The sequence below is a fragment of the Mycobacterium sp. SMC-14 genome (assembly GCF_046250075.1).
GTDB lineage: Bacteria > Actinomycetota > Actinomycetes > Mycobacteriales > Mycobacteriaceae > Mycobacterium.
On sequence record NZ_CP176429.1, the window covers coordinates 2807315 to 2825807 of the forward strand.

The 18493-nt window shown below is 68.2% G+C and carries 21 protein-coding genes; 8 read left to right on the top strand and 13 right to left on the bottom strand.

The genetic code is table 11. The features are described 5' to 3' along the window. The first annotated feature begins 34 nt into the window (after window positions 1-34). The gene (locus ACKY0W_RS13160; RefSeq protein WP_409434409.1) at window positions 35-685 is read left to right on the top strand and encodes a TetR/AcrR family transcriptional regulator; all 651 of its coding nucleotides are present in this window, start codon (window positions 35-37) and stop codon (window positions 683-685) included. Here the strand turns inward: ACKY0W_RS13160 and ACKY0W_RS13165 are convergent. Beyond that, on the bottom strand, window positions 676-870 hold the full coding sequence (locus ACKY0W_RS13165) for a DUF3046 domain-containing protein (RefSeq protein ID WP_406759131.1): 195 nt from the start codon (window positions 868-870) through the stop codon (window positions 676-678). The two genes, ACKY0W_RS13160 and ACKY0W_RS13165, sit on opposite strands and share 10 nt — an antisense overlap. 9 nt (window positions 871-879) lie before the next feature. Continuing rightward, complete coding sequence (locus tag ACKY0W_RS13170) at window positions 880-2052, bottom strand: glycosyltransferase (RefSeq protein ID WP_409434410.1); 1173 nt, start codon at window positions 2050-2052, stop codon at window positions 880-882. 42 nt (window positions 2053-2094) lie between these two features. Here ACKY0W_RS13170 and ACKY0W_RS13175 point away from each other — a divergent pair, with 42 nt between their 5' ends. After that, window positions 2095-2541, top strand: a complete 447-nt coding sequence (locus tag ACKY0W_RS13175) for a limonene-1,2-epoxide hydrolase family protein (RefSeq protein WP_409434411.1) — start codon at window positions 2095-2097, stop codon at window positions 2539-2541. 10 nt (window positions 2542-2551) lie between these two features. Next, the gene (locus tag ACKY0W_RS13180) at window positions 2552-2974 is read left to right on the top strand and encodes a DUF5313 domain-containing protein (RefSeq protein WP_409434412.1); all 423 of its coding nucleotides are present in this window, start codon (window positions 2552-2554) and stop codon (window positions 2972-2974) included. Here ACKY0W_RS13180 and pspM read toward each other — a convergent pair. The 4 genes from pspM to pgsA form a co-directional block, all read right to left on the bottom strand. Next, on the bottom strand, window positions 2971-3807 hold the full coding sequence (gene pspM, locus ACKY0W_RS13185) for a phage shock envelope stress response protein PspM (protein ID WP_409434413.1): 837 nt from the start codon (window positions 3805-3807) through the stop codon (window positions 2971-2973). The genes ACKY0W_RS13180 and pspM overlap by 4 nt on opposite strands. 4 nt (window positions 3808-3811) lie before the next feature. Beyond that, window positions 3812-4636: a phage shock protein PspA gene (pspA, locus tag ACKY0W_RS13190; RefSeq protein ID WP_409434414.1), complete on the bottom strand. Its 825-nt coding sequence runs from the start codon at window positions 4634-4636 to the stop codon at window positions 3812-3814. 106 nt (window positions 4637-4742) lie between these two features. Next, entirely contained in the window at window positions 4743-5093 is a 351-nt protein-coding gene (clgR, locus tag ACKY0W_RS13195) for a transcriptional regulator ClgR (RefSeq protein ID WP_406759137.1), read from the bottom strand. A gap of 215 nt (window positions 5094-5308) precedes the next feature. Continuing rightward, window positions 5309-5905, bottom strand: a complete 597-nt coding sequence (pgsA, locus tag ACKY0W_RS13200; protein ID WP_409434415.1) for a CDP-diacylglycerol--glycerol-3-phosphate 3-phosphatidyltransferase — start codon at window positions 5903-5905, stop codon at window positions 5309-5311. Between the two features lie 30 nt (window positions 5906-5935). Between pgsA and ACKY0W_RS13205 the strand changes: the two genes are divergently transcribed. Then, entirely contained in the window at window positions 5936-6484 is a 549-nt protein-coding gene (locus ACKY0W_RS13205) for an amino-acid N-acetyltransferase (RefSeq protein ID WP_409434416.1), read from the top strand. Here the strand turns inward: ACKY0W_RS13205 and ACKY0W_RS13210 are convergent. Beyond that, on the bottom strand, window positions 6481-6990 hold the full coding sequence (locus tag ACKY0W_RS13210) for a DUF421 domain-containing protein (protein WP_406759140.1): 510 nt from the start codon (window positions 6988-6990) through the stop codon (window positions 6481-6483). The genes ACKY0W_RS13205 and ACKY0W_RS13210 overlap by 4 nt on opposite strands. A gap of 182 nt (window positions 6991-7172) precedes the next feature. Here ACKY0W_RS13210 and ACKY0W_RS13215 point away from each other — a divergent pair, with 182 nt between their 5' ends. Further along, the gene (locus tag ACKY0W_RS13215) at window positions 7173-8504 is read left to right on the top strand and encodes a wax ester/triacylglycerol synthase family O-acyltransferase (RefSeq protein ID WP_409434417.1); all 1332 of its coding nucleotides are present in this window, start codon (window positions 7173-7175) and stop codon (window positions 8502-8504) included. 125 nt (window positions 8505-8629) lie between these two features. Here the strand turns inward: ACKY0W_RS13215 and ACKY0W_RS13220 are convergent, their stop codons facing one another. After that, entirely contained in the window at window positions 8630-11206 is a 2577-nt protein-coding gene (locus ACKY0W_RS13220) for a DNA translocase FtsK (RefSeq protein ID WP_409434418.1), read from the bottom strand. A gap of 133 nt (window positions 11207-11339) precedes the next feature. Here ACKY0W_RS13220 and ACKY0W_RS13225 point away from each other — a divergent pair, with 133 nt between their 5' ends. The 3 genes from ACKY0W_RS13225 to ACKY0W_RS13235 are packed head-to-tail and all read left to right on the top strand — an operon-like array spanning window position 11340 to window position 13354. Beyond that, window positions 11340-11654 carry a putative quinol monooxygenase gene (locus ACKY0W_RS13225; protein WP_406759143.1) on the top strand — a complete coding sequence of 105 codons (315 nt, stop codon included), beginning with the start codon at window positions 11340-11342 and terminating at the stop codon, window positions 11652-11654. Beyond that, complete coding sequence (locus ACKY0W_RS13230) at window positions 11651-12484, top strand: mycofactocin-coupled SDR family oxidoreductase (protein WP_409434419.1); 834 nt, start codon at window positions 11651-11653, stop codon at window positions 12482-12484. The genes ACKY0W_RS13225 and ACKY0W_RS13230 overlap by 4 nt, the downstream gene beginning before the upstream one ends. A gap of 3 nt (window positions 12485-12487) precedes the next feature. Beyond that, window positions 12488-13354 carry an SAM-dependent methyltransferase gene (locus tag ACKY0W_RS13235; RefSeq protein ID WP_409434420.1) on the top strand — a complete coding sequence of 289 codons (867 nt, stop codon included), beginning with the start codon at window positions 12488-12490 and terminating at the stop codon, window positions 13352-13354. Between the two features lie 13 nt (window positions 13355-13367). Here the strand turns inward: ACKY0W_RS13235 and ACKY0W_RS13240 are convergent, their stop codons facing one another. The 5 genes from ACKY0W_RS13240 to ACKY0W_RS13260 are packed head-to-tail and all read right to left on the bottom strand — an operon-like array spanning window position 13368 to window position 18482. Further along, a complete protein-coding gene (locus ACKY0W_RS13240; RefSeq protein WP_409434421.1) occupies window positions 13368-15044 on the bottom strand; it encodes a ribonuclease J in 1677 nt (558 codons plus the stop codon). Window positions 15045-15051: 7 nt separating this feature from the next. Beyond that, window positions 15052-15954 carry a 4-hydroxy-tetrahydrodipicolinate synthase gene (dapA, locus tag ACKY0W_RS13245; protein WP_409434422.1) on the bottom strand — a complete coding sequence of 301 codons (903 nt, stop codon included), beginning with the start codon at window positions 15952-15954 and terminating at the stop codon, window positions 15052-15054. 32 nt (window positions 15955-15986) lie between these two features. Further along, window positions 15987-16739, bottom strand: coding sequence for an FAD-dependent thymidylate synthase (gene thyX / locus ACKY0W_RS13250; protein WP_409434423.1), 753 nt, complete (start codon window positions 16737-16739; stop codon window positions 15987-15989). A 31-nt stretch (window positions 16740-16770) separates the two neighbouring features. Next, window positions 16771-17820: a polyprenyl synthetase family protein gene (locus ACKY0W_RS13255; RefSeq protein ID WP_409434424.1), complete on the bottom strand. Its 1050-nt coding sequence runs from the start codon at window positions 17818-17820 to the stop codon at window positions 16771-16773. Continuing rightward, the gene (locus tag ACKY0W_RS13260; protein ID WP_409434425.1) at window positions 17817-18482 is read right to left on the bottom strand and encodes a hypothetical protein; all 666 of its coding nucleotides are present in this window, start codon (window positions 18480-18482) and stop codon (window positions 17817-17819) included. Before ACKY0W_RS13260 ends, ACKY0W_RS13255 begins: the two co-directional genes overlap by 4 nt. Between the last annotated feature and the right edge of the window lie 11 nt (window positions 18483-18493).

The window sequence follows — 18493 nt, forward strand, 5'->3', positions numbered from 1 at the left end:
GTCCGAATTTACGGTCGCTAGTAGGGTGATGTCAATGAAACGCCCTGAGGTGGTGCGTGACTACGGCGGAATCAGCGCGGTGGACCGCCGCGCCGAGCGCCGTAGCAAGTTGCTGGCCGCCGGCCGCCAGATCTGGGGCGAATCGGGCATCGGCGACGTCACAGTCCGCGGCGTCTGTACCGCCGCGGGGCTCACCCCGCGCTATTTCTACGAACAGTTTCCCAATCGCGACGCGCTGTTCTTCGCGGTCTCCGACGACGTCCGCGACCAGTTGCTCGAGGCGATGGTCACCGCCGGGATCGGCGACCCCGGCACGCTGTCGGACAAACTCCGGTCCGCGCTGACGGCCTTTCTCGACCTGATCGCCGCCGACCCCTGCATCCACCGCATCGCCACCAGTGACCTCTCCGCGATTCCGGGGCTCAACGAGCACCGTGCGGGCATCCTCGACTTGATCACCGACGCCATCGTCGAACATGCCCCGGGCGTTTTGGACGGTCAGAATCTTGGGCCGGAAGAACTGCGCCGGGGTGCCCTGTTCATCGTCGGCGGTGTCAACCAGATCATCGAAACCTGGCTCGATAATCCAGTCGAGACCACGACCGAACTGGCCGCGATCTGCTCAGACCTCTCCGTCGCCCTGGTCCGCAGCATCGTGGCGCGCAACGACCAGCTTCACCACTGATCGCGCGGCACGTCGAAGTCCGAGCACAACGCCCACCACACGTCACGCGGCTCCACGCCGTCCTCGATGGCCTGCGCCGCCGTCCGGCCACCCACCGCGGCCAGCACGTGGTCGGAGAGCACCGAGGTGCCGTAGGCAGCACCGAAACGCATCGTGACCAGTTCGCGGAATTCGGTCAGGCGCACCTACCCAACCTACCCAGTGCCCGACAGTGCCTCGTGGCACACCCGTACCGGATCGGCGACGTCAGCGGCCGTGCCTGCGGCGCGCCGCGCGGCATCTCGGCAGCTCGGCGACGCCAACACCGCGCCCACCGCCTCGGCCAAAGCCGGCCCGGTCAGCGGGCGGATCAGCCGCCCACTGCCTTGGCGCACCACGCGATTGGCGATCTCCCACTGATCGCCGCCACCGGGCACCACCACCAGCGGCACCCCGCCCAGCAGCGTCTTGGCCACCATGCCGTGCCCGCCGCCGCAGATAACCACGTCGGCGTGCGTCAACAGTTCGTCCTGGCGCCCCAACCCGGCGACGGCCCACGACGGCAACTCCAGGGGCGGGCCGCCCAGCCGCGACACCGCCAGCCGGGCGCCGTCGGGCAGTCCGGCACCGGGCACCAGATGCTCCAGGGCAAGCTCGGCCAGCCCGGCGGCGCCGGTGGAGGCGGTGGACGGTGCCACCACCACCAGCGGACCGGAGCCCGGCGGCACCGCCAGCACCTGCTCGGTCGGCTCGAAGTGCAACGGCCCGACCACGACGGCCTCGGCGGGCCAGTCGGGCCGGGGCACCTCCAGTGCGGGCAGCGTGGCGATCAGGCGCCGCAGCGGCCCCGGATCGTCGCCCGGCAAACCGATGCCCACCCGCGCTTCGGCACGTTGACGCAGGCCACCACGTACCGACCGTGCTGTCAGCGAGCGCATCACCGCATCCCGCAGCCGGCCGCGCACCCCGGCGCCCGGCGCCAGCCCGCTGCCGATCGGCGGCAGTCCCTTCGACGGCAGGTACAGCGGGTGCGGACTCAGTTCCACCCACCCGATGCCGAGCAGCTCGGCGGCCATTCCCCCACAAGCCGTGATGACGTCGGAGACCACCAGATCCGGTGCCAGGGCCCGCAGCTGATCGCGGTTTTCCACTGCCATCCGCGCCGCACGGTGATGCAGCTTGGCCCCGTCGTCGGCGTCGTCATCGGCCGCGGTGGGATCGAGTCCCAGCAACTCCGCGGCGTCCACCCCGGCGGCCCGCGCGGTGTCGAGCCACTGCACCCCGGTCAGCAGCGTCGGCGTGTCTCCGGCCGCCGCGAAGCGCTTGCACAACGCGATCGCCGGGAACGCGTGACCGGGATCTGGGCCGGCTACCACTACGACTCGCATCGGCCTACCGTGCCACAGCCCCTCAGGCCTAGGGTGGCAGGCATGACCGAACTGACTGGCCAGCAGAACGCTGTTGAGGGCGCCGCCAACATCCGCACCGTAGAGACCTTCCTCGACGCCCTGCGCGACGAGGACCTCGACACCGCAGCGGCGGCGCTCGCCGAGGACGTGGTGTACCAGAACGTCGGGCTGCCTACCATCTACGGCCGCAGCGCCACCATCGGAGTGTTTGGGCGGATGGCCGGCCGGGCGGCTTTCGACGTGAAGATCCATCGCATCGCCGCCGACGGCTCCTCAGTGCTCACCGAGCGCACCGATGCGCTGACGCTGGGACCGCTGCGGCTGCAGTTCTGGGTGTGCGGAGTCTTCGAGGTGCACCACGGACGGATCACGTTGTGGCGTGACTACTTCGACTTCCTGGACATGTTCAAGGCGACGCTGCGCGCGGTGGCGGCCACCGTGTTCCCGGCGCTACGGCCGACGTTCTAGGGTCATCGCTGTGCGTCAAGTTTCAAAGCCTCAGCGCCCAACTCCGATCCAATACCTCCGCTACTGCTACGGCCGCCCGTTGCCCCCAGAACTGCTGGACTGGGTCCGCAACGACCTGGCCGGCCCGGGTGCCACCGTCCGGATGATCCTGCGCGCCGCCGTGCCGACGACGCTCATCCTGATCCCGTTCTGGTTCTTTCCGACAGACTTCATGACGCGTTTCAGCATGACGTTCCCGATCTGGTTCATGGTGATCCTGTTCGCGCACGCACTCAACAAGGTGTGGCGCACGCACATGCTGCGGATGCACGGCCTGAACCCGGAGCTCGCCAACGCACGCAAGCGCGAGCGCGACGCCCACATTCACCGGTCCTACGAGGAACGCTACGGGCCGCGGCCGCAATCGGTCGATCAGCGCAGCGACGACATCTAGACGACCCGGGGCAACTCGGCCAGTTCGTCGAAGGCCTGCGCCCAGCCCAGCATCTTCTCGGTCGCACCGACCAGCTCCTCGCGGTAGCGCCTTTGCGACATCGGGGAATTCGCCGGATCGCCGGCCGACGTCGTCGAGCCGTCGTTGGCCGAGGCCACCAGTTGCGCTGCGGCGGTGACCATCTCGTTGTACTGGCGAACGCCGGCACTGAGCTGAGCGGTGAACGCGTTGATCGTCGGCACCAGGTACTGACGTGATTGGGCGCTGTGCTGTACGGCGCGCTCCATGGACACCACCTCGGCGGCGGTGGCCGCCATGGTCGACGCGGCGCGGTTGACCGCTGCCGTCAGTTCGGTGATCTCGTCGGCGGGCAGCAGCCGGCCCCTCTCGAGCACACCCAGCAGCGAGACCATCCCCCGCTCGGAGGCACCCAGCGCGTACATCGCCGGCCGTGCCGCCGAGCCGGGCGGCGGCAGGCGCCGCACCGCGGTGGAGCGCACTGCCGGCAGCGGCGCCGCACGCAGCCAGCGGTAGCGCAACAACAGCAGTGTCGCCGGCGCGGCCGCGCCCGCTGCGACCAGCCCGGTGATCAGCAGCACCCATACCGGGGTCGACCAGGACGCCAGCACGGCCGTCACCAGCGTCCAGAATCCGCAGGTGGCAGTGAAGAACAGACCCAGCCGCAGCGCCCACCGGCGCTTGCGCAGCATCCGGGCCCTCGGGTCCGCGATCGCACCCAGCTTGTCGGCCAGCAGGTCGGCAGCCTCGCTGGCCCGGTCCACGGCACGCTGCAGCAGTGGGTGCCGAGCGCTGCCTCCGAGTGTCGCGGCCACCTGACTACCGTCCCAGCGGGTTCTCGGGGGTGGGATTGGTGCCGGACTGCGGGGATGCCGGGGTGGCCTGTCCGGGCGCAGTGGCGGAACCCCCCGCGGGCAGCGACTCGCCCCGCATGGACGCCCGGATCTGCTCCAGCCGGGAATGGCCGGCCATCTGCACACCGGCGTGCTCGACCTCGATCATCCGGCCCTGCACCGAGCCCTGCGCCAACTCGGCGGCCCCGATCGCGTTGGCGTAGCGCCGTTCGATCTTGTCGCGCACCTCGTCCAGGCTGGGAGTGGTTCCGGGAGCGGCGATCTCGCTCATCGAGCGCAGTGACGCGCTGACCTGCTCCTGCATCTTGGCCTGCTCGAGCTGGCTGAGCAGTTTGGTGCGCTCGGCGATCTTCTGCTGCAACACCATGGCGTTCTGCTCCACGGCCTTCTTGGCCTGCACGGCCGCCGACAACGCCTGATCATGCAGGGCCTTGAGATCTTCCACGCTCTGTTCGGCGGTGACCAGCTGGGCCGCGAACGCCTCGGCGGCGTTGTTGTACTCGGTGGCCTTCGCGGCGTCTCCGGCAGCCGTGGCCTGGTCGGCCAGGGTCAGGGCTTGGCGTACGTTGACCTGAAGCTTCTCGATGTCGGCCAGTTGCCGGTTCAGCCGCATCTCCAACTGCCGCTGGTTGCCGATCACCTGTGCCGCCTGCTGGGTCAGGGCCTGGTGCTGACGCTGCGCCTCTTCGATCGCCTGCTGGATCTGCACCTTGGGATCGGCATGCTCGTCGATCTTCGAGTTGAACAGCGCCATCAGGTACTTCCACGCCTTGACGAACGGGTTGGCCATCAGTCAGCTCCGTCTGCTTGTTTCCAGTGTTGTCGCGCTACCGCCGGTACCGGTGATCAATTTATCGGGTCGACGGTTGCTCGGGTGGGTGTTCAGGCCGGGCGCGTCACGCCGAGGCCGCCGATGCCAGCGTACGAATCGGCGGGATCACCACCTTGGTACCGGCATCGATGCGGGTCACCGCGCCACCGTGTGCGTTGCGCACGGCCAGTTCGGCCCGCTCGGCCTGAGCCAGCCGGGTTCCGGCGTCGAAGAGCACCGTCGACAACGGGATGCGCAATGCCGCGCAGATCGCGTTGAGCAGCTCACTGGACGCTTCCTTGCGGCCCCGTTCGACCTCCGAGAGGTAGCCGAGGCTGACCCGCGCCGCGTCCGACACCTCACGCAGCGTGCGCCCCTGAGCCGTCCGGGCCTGGCGCAGCACCTCGCCGACCGACTCCCGCAGCAATGTCGTCATCGTGCACTCCCCCTTACGGGTCACCCTTGGAAACCGACAGTCACCAAGGTCAACGCGCGCGACGCCCTAATGGGTTCCCGGATTCGGCAGTTTCATTCGGCGGTCCCAGCTTCGCCTCTCCTCCGTCGAGCCTCGCTGAACCGCGGAGTTGATGCGGCGGTCCCAGCTTCGCCTCTCCTCCGTCGAGCCTCGCTGAACCGCCGGTTTCATTCGGGTCAGCGTCGAACTGGCCCGCCGCGCAGGTCGGTAACCACCGAGACGACGTAGTCCACGCCGGTCAGCACGGTCAGGATCACCGCCGCGGTCATCACCGTCCAGGCCGTCACCAGCCAGGGGCCTGTCAGCGGCAAGATGAGCAGCCCGATGCCGACCGCCTGCACCAGGGTCTTGAGTTTGCCGCCGCGGCTGGCCGGGATCACCCCGCGGTGCAGCACGGCGAACCTCAGCACGGTGATCCCGATCTCGCGAGCCAGAATCAGCACCGTCACCCACCACCACAGGTCGCCCAGCATCGACAGACCGATCAGCGCTGCGCCGATCAGCGCCTTGTCGGCGATCGGGTCGGCCAGCGTGCCGAACTCGGTCACCATGCCGTAGTTGCGCGCCAGGGTGCCGTCCAGCCGGTCGGTGATGATGGCGATGGCAAAGATGACGAACGCCGCGATACGGGTCTTCGGATCGTGGCCATCCTCGGCGAACAACGCCAGCAGGAAGACCGGGACAAGCCCCATCCGCATGACGGTCAACGCGTTCGCAAGATTGACCACGGGGACATGCGTCACCGCTGGACCGGTTTTTGGCTGTCCCGACACGGGCTCAGAATATCTGTTGCCCAGCCCGAAATGAGAAACCGATACTGTGCAGCTGTGAATCTTGCGGCGGATCGACCGGCCGGACGGCCCGCGGTCCGGCGCGCACGCACTTCGGACGTGCCGGCGATCAAGCAGCTGGTGGATGTCTATGCGGGCAAGATTCTGCTGGAAAAGAACCTGGTGACGCTGTATGAAGCGGTCCAGGAATTCTGGGTTGCCACCGACGCCGACGAGCAGGTGGTGGGCTGCGGCGCCCTGCATGTGCTGTGGTCAGACCTTGGCGAAGTACGCACCATCGCGGTGGACCCGACCCTGACCGGCCGCGGTATCGGACACGCGATCGTCGATCGTCTGCTGCAGGTCGCCCGCGAGTTGGAGTTGCAGCGGCTGTTCGTGCTGACCTTCGAGACCGAGTTCTTCGCCCGGCACGGCTTCACCGAGATCGACGGCACACCGGTCACCGCCGAGGTGTTCGAGGAGATGCAACGCTCCTACGACGTCGGCGTGGCCGAGTTCCTGGACCTGAGCTACGTCAAGCCGAACACTCTGGGCAATACCCGGATGCTGCTGGTCCTCTAGTCGACGACCAGATCGCGTGCCCGGCGCGTGGCGCCGATGAGAAAGCTGAACTGCCCGTCGGATTCCATCCGGCCCTCACGGACTACCGAAAGGTCCGCAATGCCCTGTTTGCGGGCCTGCTCGCGGACCTGCTCCTCGGTGATCATCTCTTTGCGCATATTGGCGTAGAGGAATGCGCCGTCGTAGATCACCAACAACGGGCCCGGCCGCAGCAGCCTCGCCACCGAAGGCCAGCGGTGCGCCATCCAGTTCAGCAGGTATGACCAGCCGATAATCACCCCGACGAGCAGGATGCCGTCGCTGATCGATCGGTAGCCGCCGGCCATCCCGTTCTGCGCCGCATCGGCGATCAACACCACGACGATGAGATCGGTGATGCCGTTGGTGCCCGCCTCGCGTTTCAAGACCACCCGCAGCAACGCGTAAATCGCGATGTAGATGACTGTTCCACGGACAAAGATCTCCGAGGGCGGCGTGTCGAAAGCGAAAAGTCGTGCCCAATCCACGTGGCGAGATTACGCGCTCTTCCGCCCCGGGAAAACCGCCGGTGTCCGGTCCGTATCCGGTCCGTGTCCAGTGCGTGTCTGGTGGGTGTCGCGGCGGCCGAACCTGGGGACTTCCGGCCCTGCCACGGAACAGCCGGACAGGAGATAGTGGTACTGACAGTTGCAGACAACTGGAGGCAGCCGTGGCCGAGCACCTGACCCCCCTGGACGCTGGCTTTCTGGGCGTCGAGGATTCCGACCACAACGTCAGCATGGCCACCGGGACGTTGGCCGTTCTGAACGGCCCGATTCCCGACCACGCAGCACTGCAGGCAGCGCTGGCCGAACGACTGCGCGGATGCCCGCGGTTCGGGCAGCGGCTGGTGCGCCACGCCTTGGATCTGAGCGCACCCGAATGGGTGGACGACCCCCACTTCGACCTTGCCCATCACATCGGTCGGGTCGCGGTGCCCTCGCCCGGCGGAGACACCGAACTGCACGCGGTGGTGGCCGACGTGATGTCCTGGCGATTGGACCGCAATCGCCCGCTGTGGGAGATCTGGGTGATCAGCGGGCTCAGCGGTGACCGGTGGGCCCTGTTGATGAAGGTCCACCACTGCATCGCCGACGGCACCGCGGCCGCGCACATGCTGACCGGCTTGTCCGACAACGGATTAGCCCACCTGGCGGCCCATGCCGCCGCGCCGGCACACAATGCGGCGCGCCCGCCACGCAACCGCCCGCTGCTGGACCTCAACCCGGTGCATTGGGTGCACAACCTGCGCGGTGTCGTGGAACTCGCGGCCGGCTTGCTGCAACCGGCCACGTCGTCGCTGAACGGTCCGCTCACCAGCCGCCGCCGTTACAGCGCGGCACGGGTTGCGCTCGACGACGTCCAGCAGGTCTGTCGGGTGTTCGACGTGACCGCCGATGACGTGGTGTTGGCGGCTCTGACCGAGAGTTATCGCGACTTCATGATCCGTCGTGGCCAAGTGCCCCAACCTGATTCGCTGCGCACTCTGGTGCCGGAATCGACAATGTCGACCTTGCTGTTGCCGCGTCTGCCGATCGATGAGTCCAACCCGGTGAAGCGGTTGCTGGACGTGCGGTCCCGGCTGGCACGGGCCAAAGCCGGCGGGCAGCGCCACGCCGGACCGGCGGTCATGTCGGCCGCCGGCCTACTACCTGTCGCGTGGTCGGCCTGGGCGGCGCGGCTACTGGGACAGCTCCACCAGCGTGGCGTCGTGGCGTTGGCCACCAATGTCCCCGGCCCGGCAGAGCCGCTGCAGATCATGGGTTGCGACGTGACCCAGGTGCTGCCGGTGCCGCCCATCGCGCTGCAGCTGCGTACCGGCGTGGCGGTCCTCAGCTACGCCGGCGAACTGTTCATCGGGATCCTGGCCGACTTCGAGTTCGCGGCGGTCGACGAACTGGCCCACGGGCTGGAGGCCGCGGTGGCCCGGCTGGTGGCGCGCAGCAAGCGACGCAAGCCGCTGCGCGATTGGCATGGACTGGCCCTGGTGCACAGCGCGTAGCCGGCGGCTGATGGCCGCCGGCTCCCGGCCGGCTCCCGTCGAGTGTGAATCTCGCGACGGACTCTCGGTGTGTCGCGTCGGGAGATTCACACTCGGCGCAGGCGCCTAGAGTTCGGCGCCGGTACCTAGAATTCGTCGTCGCCGTCGTCGTCGGAGGCACTGCCGCCGCGGATCAACATCAGCGTCCCCGCCAGCTCGTCTGGCTTGACCAGCACCTGGCGGGCCTTGGAGCCCTCGGAGGGGCCGACGATGTCGCGGGTCTCCATCAGGTCCATCAGGCGGCCGGCCTTCGCAAAGCCCACCCGCAGCTTGCGCTGCAGCATCGAAGTCGAGCCGAACTGGCTGGACACCACCAGTTCGACGGCCTGTAGGAAGACGTCCATGTCGTCGCCGATGTCGGGGTCGACGTCGGTGCGATCCCCGCTGGGCTTCACGGCGGTGACGCCCTCGGTGTACTCCGGTTCGGCCTGGTCCTTGCAAGCGCTGACGACGGCCTGAATCTCCTCGTCGGAGATGAACGCCCCCTGCAGCCGGATCGGCTTGTTGGCGCCCATCGGCAGGAACAGCCCGTCGCCCATGCCGATCAGCTTCTCGGCGCCGGGCTGGTCGAGGATGACCCGCGAATCGGTCAGCGACGAGGTGGCGAACGCCAGTCGGGACGGCACGTTGGTCTTGATCAGGCCGGTGACCACGTCCACCGACGGCCGCTGGGTGGCCAGCACCAGGTGGATGCCCGCGGCGCGGGCCTTCTGGGTGATCCGCACGATGGCGTCTTCCACATCGCGCGGGGCGGTCATCATCAGGTCGGCGAGCTCGTCGACGACCGCGAGGATGTAGGGGTAGGGCCGGTAGACCCGTTCGCTGCCCAGCGGGGTGGTGATCTCGCCGGAGCGGACCTTGTCGTTGAAGTCGTTGATGTGACGCACCCGGGACGACTTCATGTCCTGGTAGCGCTGCTCCATCTCCTCGACCAGCCAGGCCAGCGCTGCGGCGGCCTTCTTCGGCTCGGTGATGATCGGGGTGATCAGGTGTGGAATGCCTTCATACGGCGTGAGTTCCACCATCTTGGGATCGATCAGGATCATCCTGACCTCTTCGGGGGTGGCCCGCGCCAGCAGGGAGACCAGCATCGAGTTGACGAAGCTGGACTTGCCCGAACCGGTGGAGCCGGCCACCAACAGGTGCGGCATCTTGGCCAGGTTGGCGCAGATGAAGTCGCCCTCGATGTCCTTGCCCAGCCCGATCACCAGCGGGTGGTGGTCGCCGCGGGTGGACGGCGCGGTCAGCACGTCGGCCAGCCGCACCAGTTCGCGGTCGGTGTTGGGCACCTCGATACCCACGGCGGACTTGCCCGGGATCGGCGCGAGCATCCGGACGCTCTCGGTGGCCACCGCGTAGGCGATGTTGCGCTGCAGGGCGGTGATCTTCTCCACCTTCACCCCGGGGCCCAACTCCACCTCGTAGCGGGTGACGGTGGGACCGCGGGTGCAGCCGGTGACCGCGGCGTCGACCTTGAACTGCTCCAGCACCGAGGTGATCGAGTCGGCCATCTGGTCGTTGGCGGCGGTGCGTGTCTTCGGGGGGTCCCCAGCGACCAGCAGGCTCAGCGCCGGCAGCGTGTAGGGGCCCTCCACCACCCGGTCGAGGACGACCGTGGTGGCAGCGGACTTGGCCGCCTTGGTCTCCTTGGGCGCCTTGCGGCGCACGGGCTTGACCGGCGGCGGCGCAGCAGGCTCTTCGTCGAGCGGGTAGTTGTCCAGCGGGGTGCGCGACTGCCAGTCCGGACTGTCGTCGACTCGGGTGTCGGGCTCGATGCCGCCGAACCGGCTGGTTCCGCTTGCCGGGGCGCCGACGCCGGTGTCATCGCCATCGTCGTCATCGCCATCGTCGTAGGCCTGGTCGTAGTCCTGATCGTCGTAGTCGTCGTAATCGTCGTAGTAGTCGTCTTCGTCGTAGTCGCCGCGGAACATCGTGCGCAGGGTCTCGGGTGCTTCGCGCAGGGTGGTACCGGTCAGCAACAACACGCCGAACAGCACGCCGATGCACAGCAGCGGCGCGGCGATCCACGCCGTGAGTCCGTCGGCCAGCGGGCCACCGATCGCGAACCCCACGAAACCGGCGCCGTGCAGACGGCCGTCGGGACTCTGCGGAGAGCCCGACCACAGGTGCCACAGCCCCAGGATCGGCAGCCCGATCATGGCTGACCCGAGGATCAGCCGGGGCCGGTTCTCCGGGTCGGGTTCGGTGCGCATCAGCAGCACGGCGCCGGCCGCAGCCAGCACCGGAAGCAGCACCACTGCTCCGCCGATCACGGTGCGCAGACCGGTGTCGATCCACGCCCCGACCGGCCGGGCGGCATCCAGCCAGCAGCTGGCGGCGGTCACCACGGCAAATCCCAGCAAAGCCAGGGCGATGCCGTCGCGGCGATGGCCGGGGTCGATGTCGTGGGCGCGGCCCACCGAGCGTGCCGCGCTACCGGCGCCCTTGGCGACCATCAGCCAGGTGGCGCGGGCCAGGCGTCCACACGCCATCCCGAGCGCCACGGGACCCGAATGCTGCCGGGCGGCGCGGCGCGGCTTGGCTGCCGGGCGTGACCGCGCGGGCCGCGAACCACCCTTGGCGGCCTTGGAACCGGCTTTTGCCCTGGTCGTTCGGGTACCGGAACGCGCGGGAGCCCTACTAGCAGCGGTCTTACTAGCCATATCGGCAAGCCTAGTCGCAATTACCCCATCTGCACCATAAGCCACACTGGCCCCGGCCGGTCGGTTCACCGCGTATCCGGCCGAGTGCTGGGTAGGGTGGCCCGTGAATCCCCCATCAGCCAAGGAGCCGCATATGCCCGTGGTCGTCGTCGCCACCTTCACCGTCAAGCCGGAATCTGTCGAGGCCGTCCGCGAAATCTGCACCAAGGCGGTGGGACAGGTGCACGAAGAACCGGGCTGCCAGCTCTACTCCCTGCACGAAGCCGACGGAGCCTTCGTGTTCATCGAGCAATGGGCCGATGCCGACGCGTTGAAGGCGCACTCGACGGCGCCCGCGGTCGGTGAGCTGTTCGGCAGCCTCACCGAGCACCTGGCCGGCGCACCCGACATCAAAATGCTGCAGGCGGTCCCGGCCGGCGACCCGGGCAAAGGGCAGTTGCGTCCGTGACAGCGCGGCCGTCGAGCGGAAACCTGCAGGGGAAGGTCGCGCTGATCACCGGCGCGGCTCGCGGCCAGGGCCGCGCCCATGCCCTGCGGTTGGCCGCCGATGGAGCCGACATCATCGCTGTCGACCTGTGTCAGCAGATCGACAGCGTGCCCTATCCGCTGGCGGACGCCCAGGACATGGCGGCCACGGTCAAGCTGGTCGAGGACACCGGTGCGCGCATCGTGGCCCGGCAGGCCGATGTGCGTGACCAGCTGGCGTTGGGCGCCGCCCTGCAGGCCGGCCTCGACGAGCTGGGCCGGGTGGACATCGTGGTGGCCAACGCCGGGATCGCCCCCATGGCCGCGGCCGACGGCTGGAACGACGTGATCGACGTCAACCTGACCGGGGTATACCACACCATCGAGGCGGCGATTCCGACGATGATCGACCAAGGCGACGGGGGGTCGATCGTGCTGATCAGTTCGGCCGCGGGCCTGGCCGGCATCGGCAGCCACGACGCCGGGGCCATCGGTTACGCCGCGGCCAAGCACGGGCTGGTCGGACTGATGCGGGTCTACGCGAACCTGCTGGCGCAGCACAGCATTCGGGTGAACTCGGTACACCCGGCCGGTGTCGACACCCCGATGATCAACAACGACTACGTCCGGGGCTGGCTGGCCGAGCTCACCGCCGCGACGGGGAAGCCACCGGACATGGGCAATGCGCTGCCGGTGGCGGTGCTGGAACCGGAGGACATCGCCAACGCGGTGGCCTGGCTGGTATCCGATGCGGCCCGCTACATCACCGGCATCACGTTGCCCGTCGACGCCGGGTTCATCAACAAGAGGTAGCCCGTGGCACGCAACCCGGCAGCGCAGACGGCCTACGGCCCGATGGTGCTCGCGGCTATCGAGCACCATGAGCCGCCGGGGCAACGCTTGGTCGACGACGACTTGGCGGCGCCGTTCCTGCCGGCCGCCCTGCGCTGGCTTGTGGCGGCGTTGCGGCCCGCGCCGCTGCGGAGGTGGTTCATCGCCGCGATGGAGCGATCCGGGCCGGGCCTGTGGGTCAACCTGACCTGCCGTAAGCGATTCATCTCCGACCGGGTCGATGAGGCCGGTGAGGATGTCCAAGCCGTCGTGGTCCTCGGTGCGGGCCTGGACACGCTCGCCTACCGACTCGCCCGGCATACCCCTATGCCGGTCTTCGAGGTGGATCAGGCGGTCAACATCGCCCGCAAGTCCGCCACCGTGCGCCGGGTGCTCGGTGGCCTGCCACTGTCGGTACGGCTGGTGGCGCTGGACTTCGCCCGCGACGACGTGCTGACCACCCTCGTCGAGCACGGTTACCGAACGGCGTTCCGCACGTTCTTCGTATGGGAAGGCGTGACCCAATACCTGAGCGAGAGCGCCGTCCGTAGCACCCTCGAGGGGTTGCGCCCGGCGGCATCGGGCAGCCGGTTGGTGTTCACCTACGTCCGGCGTGACTTCATCGACGGTACGAACCTGTATGGCTCGCCGACGTTGTACCGCAGGGCGGTGAACAAGTTGTGGCATTTCGGCCTGCAGCCTGCCGAGGTGGCGGATTTTCTTGCCGGATACGGCTGGCGACTTATCGAGCAGGCCGGACCAGAACAATTCCTCCAGCGCTACGTCGAGCCCACCGGCCGCAACCTGGGCGCGAGTGACCTGGAATGGTCGGTGTACGCCGAAAAGCTCTGAGGTGCGAGCCGGTTCAGACCTCGATCACCGTCGGCACGATCATCGGCTGACGCCGGTAGACCTCGCCCACCCATTTGCCCACCGTGCGGCGCACCGCCTGAGCGATCCGTACCGGATCGGTGACCTGCTCTGCAGCAAGGGATTCCAGTTCCGCCTCGACCTTGCGGGCCGCCGGCTCCAGGGCCTTGGGGTCTTCGGAGAAGCCCCGCGAATGCAGGTGCGGCGGAGCCACCGGCTTGCCGGTCCCGCGGCGCACCACCACCGTTATCGCGACGAATCCGCTGGACAGGATCAACCGCTCCCCCAGCGTCGCATCGCCGACATCGCCGTCCACCAGCCCGTCGACGAACATCTTGCCGACCGGCACCCCGCCGGCGATGCGGGCTTGCCCGGCGACCAGATCGACGCTGACCCCGTTCTCGGCCAGCACGATGTTCTCCTCGGGCACCCCGGTGCGGGCGGCCAGCGCGGCGTTGGCGCGCATCATCCGCCAGGTGCCGTGCACCGGCATGACATTGCGCGGCCGGATCCCGTTGTAGAGGAACAGCAGCTCGCCGGAGTAGGCGTGCCCGGAGACATGCACCCGCGCCGCAGCGTTGGTGACCACCCGGGCGCCGATCTTGGCCAGCGCGTCCATCACGCCGTAGACGGCTTCTTCGTTGCCAGGGATCAGCGACGACGACAGCACCACCAGGTCGCCGGCGGTCAGCGTGATCGACCGGTGCTCGCCGCGCGACATCCGTGACAGCGCCGAGAGCGGTTCGCCCTGGGTTCCGGTGGTGACCAGCACCACCTTCTCCGGCGGCATCTCCTCGGCGGCCCCGATGTCGATCACATCGCGGTCTGTGACCCGCAGAAAGCCCAGATCCTTGGCGATCCCCATATTGCGGACCATCGACCTGCCGACGAAGGCCACCCGCCGGCCCTGCGACACCGCGGCGTCGACGATCTGCTGTACCCGGTCCACGTTCGAGGCGAAGCAGGCCACGATCACCCGGCCCTCGGCGCCGCGGATCAGCCGGTGCAGGGTCGGGCCGACTTCGCTCTCGCTCGGACCGACACCGGGAATCTCGGCATTGGTCGAGTCGCACAGGAACAGGTCCACGCCCTTGTCGCCCAGGCGCGACATCCCGGGCAGATCCGTCGGACGTCCGTCCGGGGGCAGCTGGTCGAGCTTGATGTCGCCGGTGTGCAGCACCGTGCCCGCGCCGGTGTGCACCGCGATCGCCAGTGCATCCGGGATGGAGTGGTTCACCGCGAAGTACTCGCATTCGAACACCCCGTGGGTACTGCGCTGTCCCTCGGCCACCTGCACGAACATCGGCTTGATGCGGTGTTCCCGGCACTTGGCGGCAACCAGGGCCAGGGTGAACTTCGAACCCACCACCGGGATGTCGGCCCGCAGTTTGAGCAGGAACGGAATGGCGCCGATGTGGTCCTCATGGGCATGGGTCAGCACCAGTGCCTCGACGTCGTCGAGGCGGTCCTGAATGTGCCGGATGTCCGGCAGGATCAGGTCGACACCGGGCTCGTCGTGGCCCGGGAACAGCACGCCGCAGTCGATGATCAGCAGTCGGCCGAGGTGCTCGAAAACGGTCATGTTGCGGCCGATTTCGCTGACACCGCCGAGCGCGGTGACGCGCAGTCCGCCTTCGGTCAGCGGCCCCGGCGGGACGAGTTCGTCAGTCACCCGCACCTCACCCGAGTACGGACGCGGCGCGCATGTCGATGGCCAGTTCGTCGACCTCGGCGGTGGACGCCGGCACCATCGGCAACCGTGGGTCACCCGCCTCGAAACCCTGCAACCGCAGACCGGCCTTGACGAAAGTCACCCCGCCGACGCGCCCCATCGCGTTGGACAGCGAGGCGATCGAGACGTTGATCTTGCGGGCGGTCTCCACGTCGCCGGCCTCGAAGGCGGCCAACATGTCACGCAGCTGACCGGCTGCGAAGTGCGAGATCACGCTGACGAATCCGGTGGCCCCCATGGCCAGCCACGGCAGGTTGAGGGCGTCATCGCCGGAGTAGTAGGCCAATCCGGTCTCGGCCATGATCTGCGCTCCGGCATGCAGATCCCCCTTGGCGTCCTTGATCGCGACGATGTTGGGGTGTTCGGCCAATTCGAAGATGGTGTCCGGCGCGATCGGCACCACCGAGCGGGCCGGGATGTCGTAGAGCATCACGGGCAGCGCGCTGGCGTCGGCAACGGCGGTGAAGTGCGCCAACAGGCCGGCCTGCGACGGACGCGAGTAGTACGGCGTCACCACCAGCAAGCCGTGTGCGCCGACCCCGGCGCACGCCTCGGCCAGACGCACACTGTGCTCGGTGTCGTTGCTGCCGGCGCCGGCGATGATCCGAGCCCGGTCACCGACCGCCTCGACCACCGCACGCAACAGCGTGAGCTTCTCGTAGTCCGCTGTGGTCGGCGACTCGCCGGTGGTTCCCGAGATCACCAAACCGTCGCAACCGGCGTCGATGAGGCGATTGGCCAGGCGTACGGCGGCGTCGGTGTCCACCGAGCCGTCCGCGCCGAAGGGGGTGACCATGGCGGTCAGCACGGTGCCGAACTGCGCCTTGGCGTCGAATCCGCTGCTGCTCACGGCCCCAAGATTACCTGGCGCCCTAGAGTTGCTCAGACCTCGGTGGCGAGCGGACTGGTCGCGACTTCGGTGCCGTCGGCCAGCGCACTGATCTGGAAGTCCCCGAACGCCGCCGGAGCCACGTCGGCGAGCTGCCGGAGGCACTCGACGGCCAGCCTGCGGATCTCGACGTCGGCGTGCTCGCTGGCCCGCATCGCGATGAAGTGCCGCCATGCCCGGTAGTTGCCCGTCACCACGATGCGCGTCTCGGTGGCGTTGGGCAGCACGGCACGAGCGGCCTGCCGGGCCTGCTTGCGCCGCAGGACCGCATTGGGCTGGTCAGCGAATTTGGCTTCCAGCCGGGCCAGCAGCTCGACGTAGGCGGCGCGACTGGCGTCCGCGGCGTCGGTCAGGATCTGTTGCAGCTCCGGATCGTCCTCCATGCCGGGCGGCACCACGACCCGAGAGTCCGGTTCCGGGACGTAACGCTGCGAGAGCTGGGAGAACGAGAAATGCCGGTGCCGGATCAGCTCGTGCGTGGCCGAGCGCGAAATGCCGGTGATGTAAAAGGTCACCGAGGCGTGCTCGAGCACCGAGAAATGTCCGACGTCGATGATGTGGCTGAGGTAGGCCGCGTTGGTGGCGGTTCGCGGGTTGGGTTTTGACCAGCTCTGGTAGCAGGCTCGGCCGGCGAATTCCACCAGGGCCTGACCGCCGTCGGCGTCGGTGCTCCACGGCACGTCCGGCGGCGGAGTGAACTCGGTTCTGGCAATCAGTTGCACGCGCAGCGGCGCCGTTTCGGCCACGGCACTCACCTTAAGGCGTGCCTGGCCGGTGTCAGCGCCACCGCGCCCACACATACGGCACCAGCGAGCGCAGGAACTCCAGATCCGGGCCGGGACAGGCGTTGGCGAACGCACCCTCGAAGTAGTCCTGGGCCGCCAGCAGAATGCCCTCGGCGTACTGGCGCGTGAATGCGATGCTGCCGTAGTCGTCCATCAGAGTGCGCACCCGCTGCACCAGCGCCGCTGAGCGCTGCGATCGACTGCGGCGCAGGTAGTCCGCCAGCAGGTCCCGGTCTGCTGGTCGCGCCACGGACAGCAGATGGACCAGTGGCAGGGTCCGCTTCCCTTCGTAGATGTCGCCCAGGATCTCCTTGCCGTAGATCCGTTCGTCGCCGACCAGGTTCAGCAGATCGTCGCGGATCTGAAACGCGGCGCCGAAATGAAATCCGAACCGCACCAGCGTCCCCAGCTCCGCGGTGCCACCCGATCCCACCATCGCCCCCACCCGCAGCGGATGGATGGTGGTGTACCAGCACGTCTTGTGCAGGATCAGATTCAGATAGTCCTCGGGACGCAGGTCGTCGACATTGTCGGCCTGCCAGCCCACTTCGATCGCCTGCCCCTCCAAGGTCCGCAGCGCCATCGTGTCGAACTCCGCCCACACCAGTTCCGCCAGGTCGCGGTCGAGCTGGCGGGTCGCTCGCCGCAGCACCTGCCCGGCGACCAGGGCCAACGCGTCGCCGGTGTTGATCGCCGTCGCCATGCCGTATTGGGCACCCAACGTCGGCCTGCCGCGGCGCATCTCGCTGCCATCGGCGATGTCGTCGTGTACCAGGAAAGCGTTGTGCAGCAACTCGATCGCTACGGCGATCCCGAGTAGTGCGTCGGTGTCCGCACCGAAGGCCCGGCCCGCCGACAGGCACAGTGCCGGCCGCAGCGCCTTTCCCGGCCGCTGCGGATAGGCCCGCAGCGGTGCGTACAGCCACTTGGCGGGCTCGCCGTCGGGTAGCGCGTCGAGCATCGAACGGCGGACCATCCGGGCGACCTCGCCCAGGCGCTCATCGACCGCTGCCACCGAATCGCGGTCGGCGATGTCCGTCACGGTTCCAGCGCTGCGACGGTGAGCACCAACGGCAGCCACAGATCGGGATAGCCGACGGCCAGCAGGGTGCCGCGATAGGTACCCGGGCCGACCTCGGGACCGACATCGACGGTGATCTGCACGCCACGGCTGGATCGGCGCGGCATCGGCACCGCGGCGGGCTCCACCCGCACCGCGTCGGCCCCGATCACCTGGCCGCCGTGGCCGAGCAGCTCACTGCAGCGCAGCCGGACCTCCGCGCGGTCGTCGGTCTCCCGGTTGTGTAACCAGACCTCGCCGGTGGCCGAACCCCGGCCGGTGATCCGAAGTGTCAAGGCGCCCTTGGACGACGGATCATTGACGTCCAGCGTCACCGTCGCGCCGTCGCCGTGTTGCCGCGCAGGCAGCGACCGAAGCAGGAACTGCCCGGCGGTCGACCACCAGGCCCGTGTCAGCTGTTCCCATTCAGACAGGCCGGCGGGGCCTGCGCCGCCGCTGCTGCGGTTGGCGGAGGCGCAATCGGGCGCGATCTCGGCTGCTTTAGCGAATTGATCGACGATTCTGCGGGCCGCACGGAATCCTTCGGCCTGGATCGCGCTGAGCGCACGCGCATTGGCGGCGGGGTCGAAAATTGACGCCCACGGTAAATCGTCGATAGATCCGTCATCGAAAGATTTATTCACCAATTTCCCCT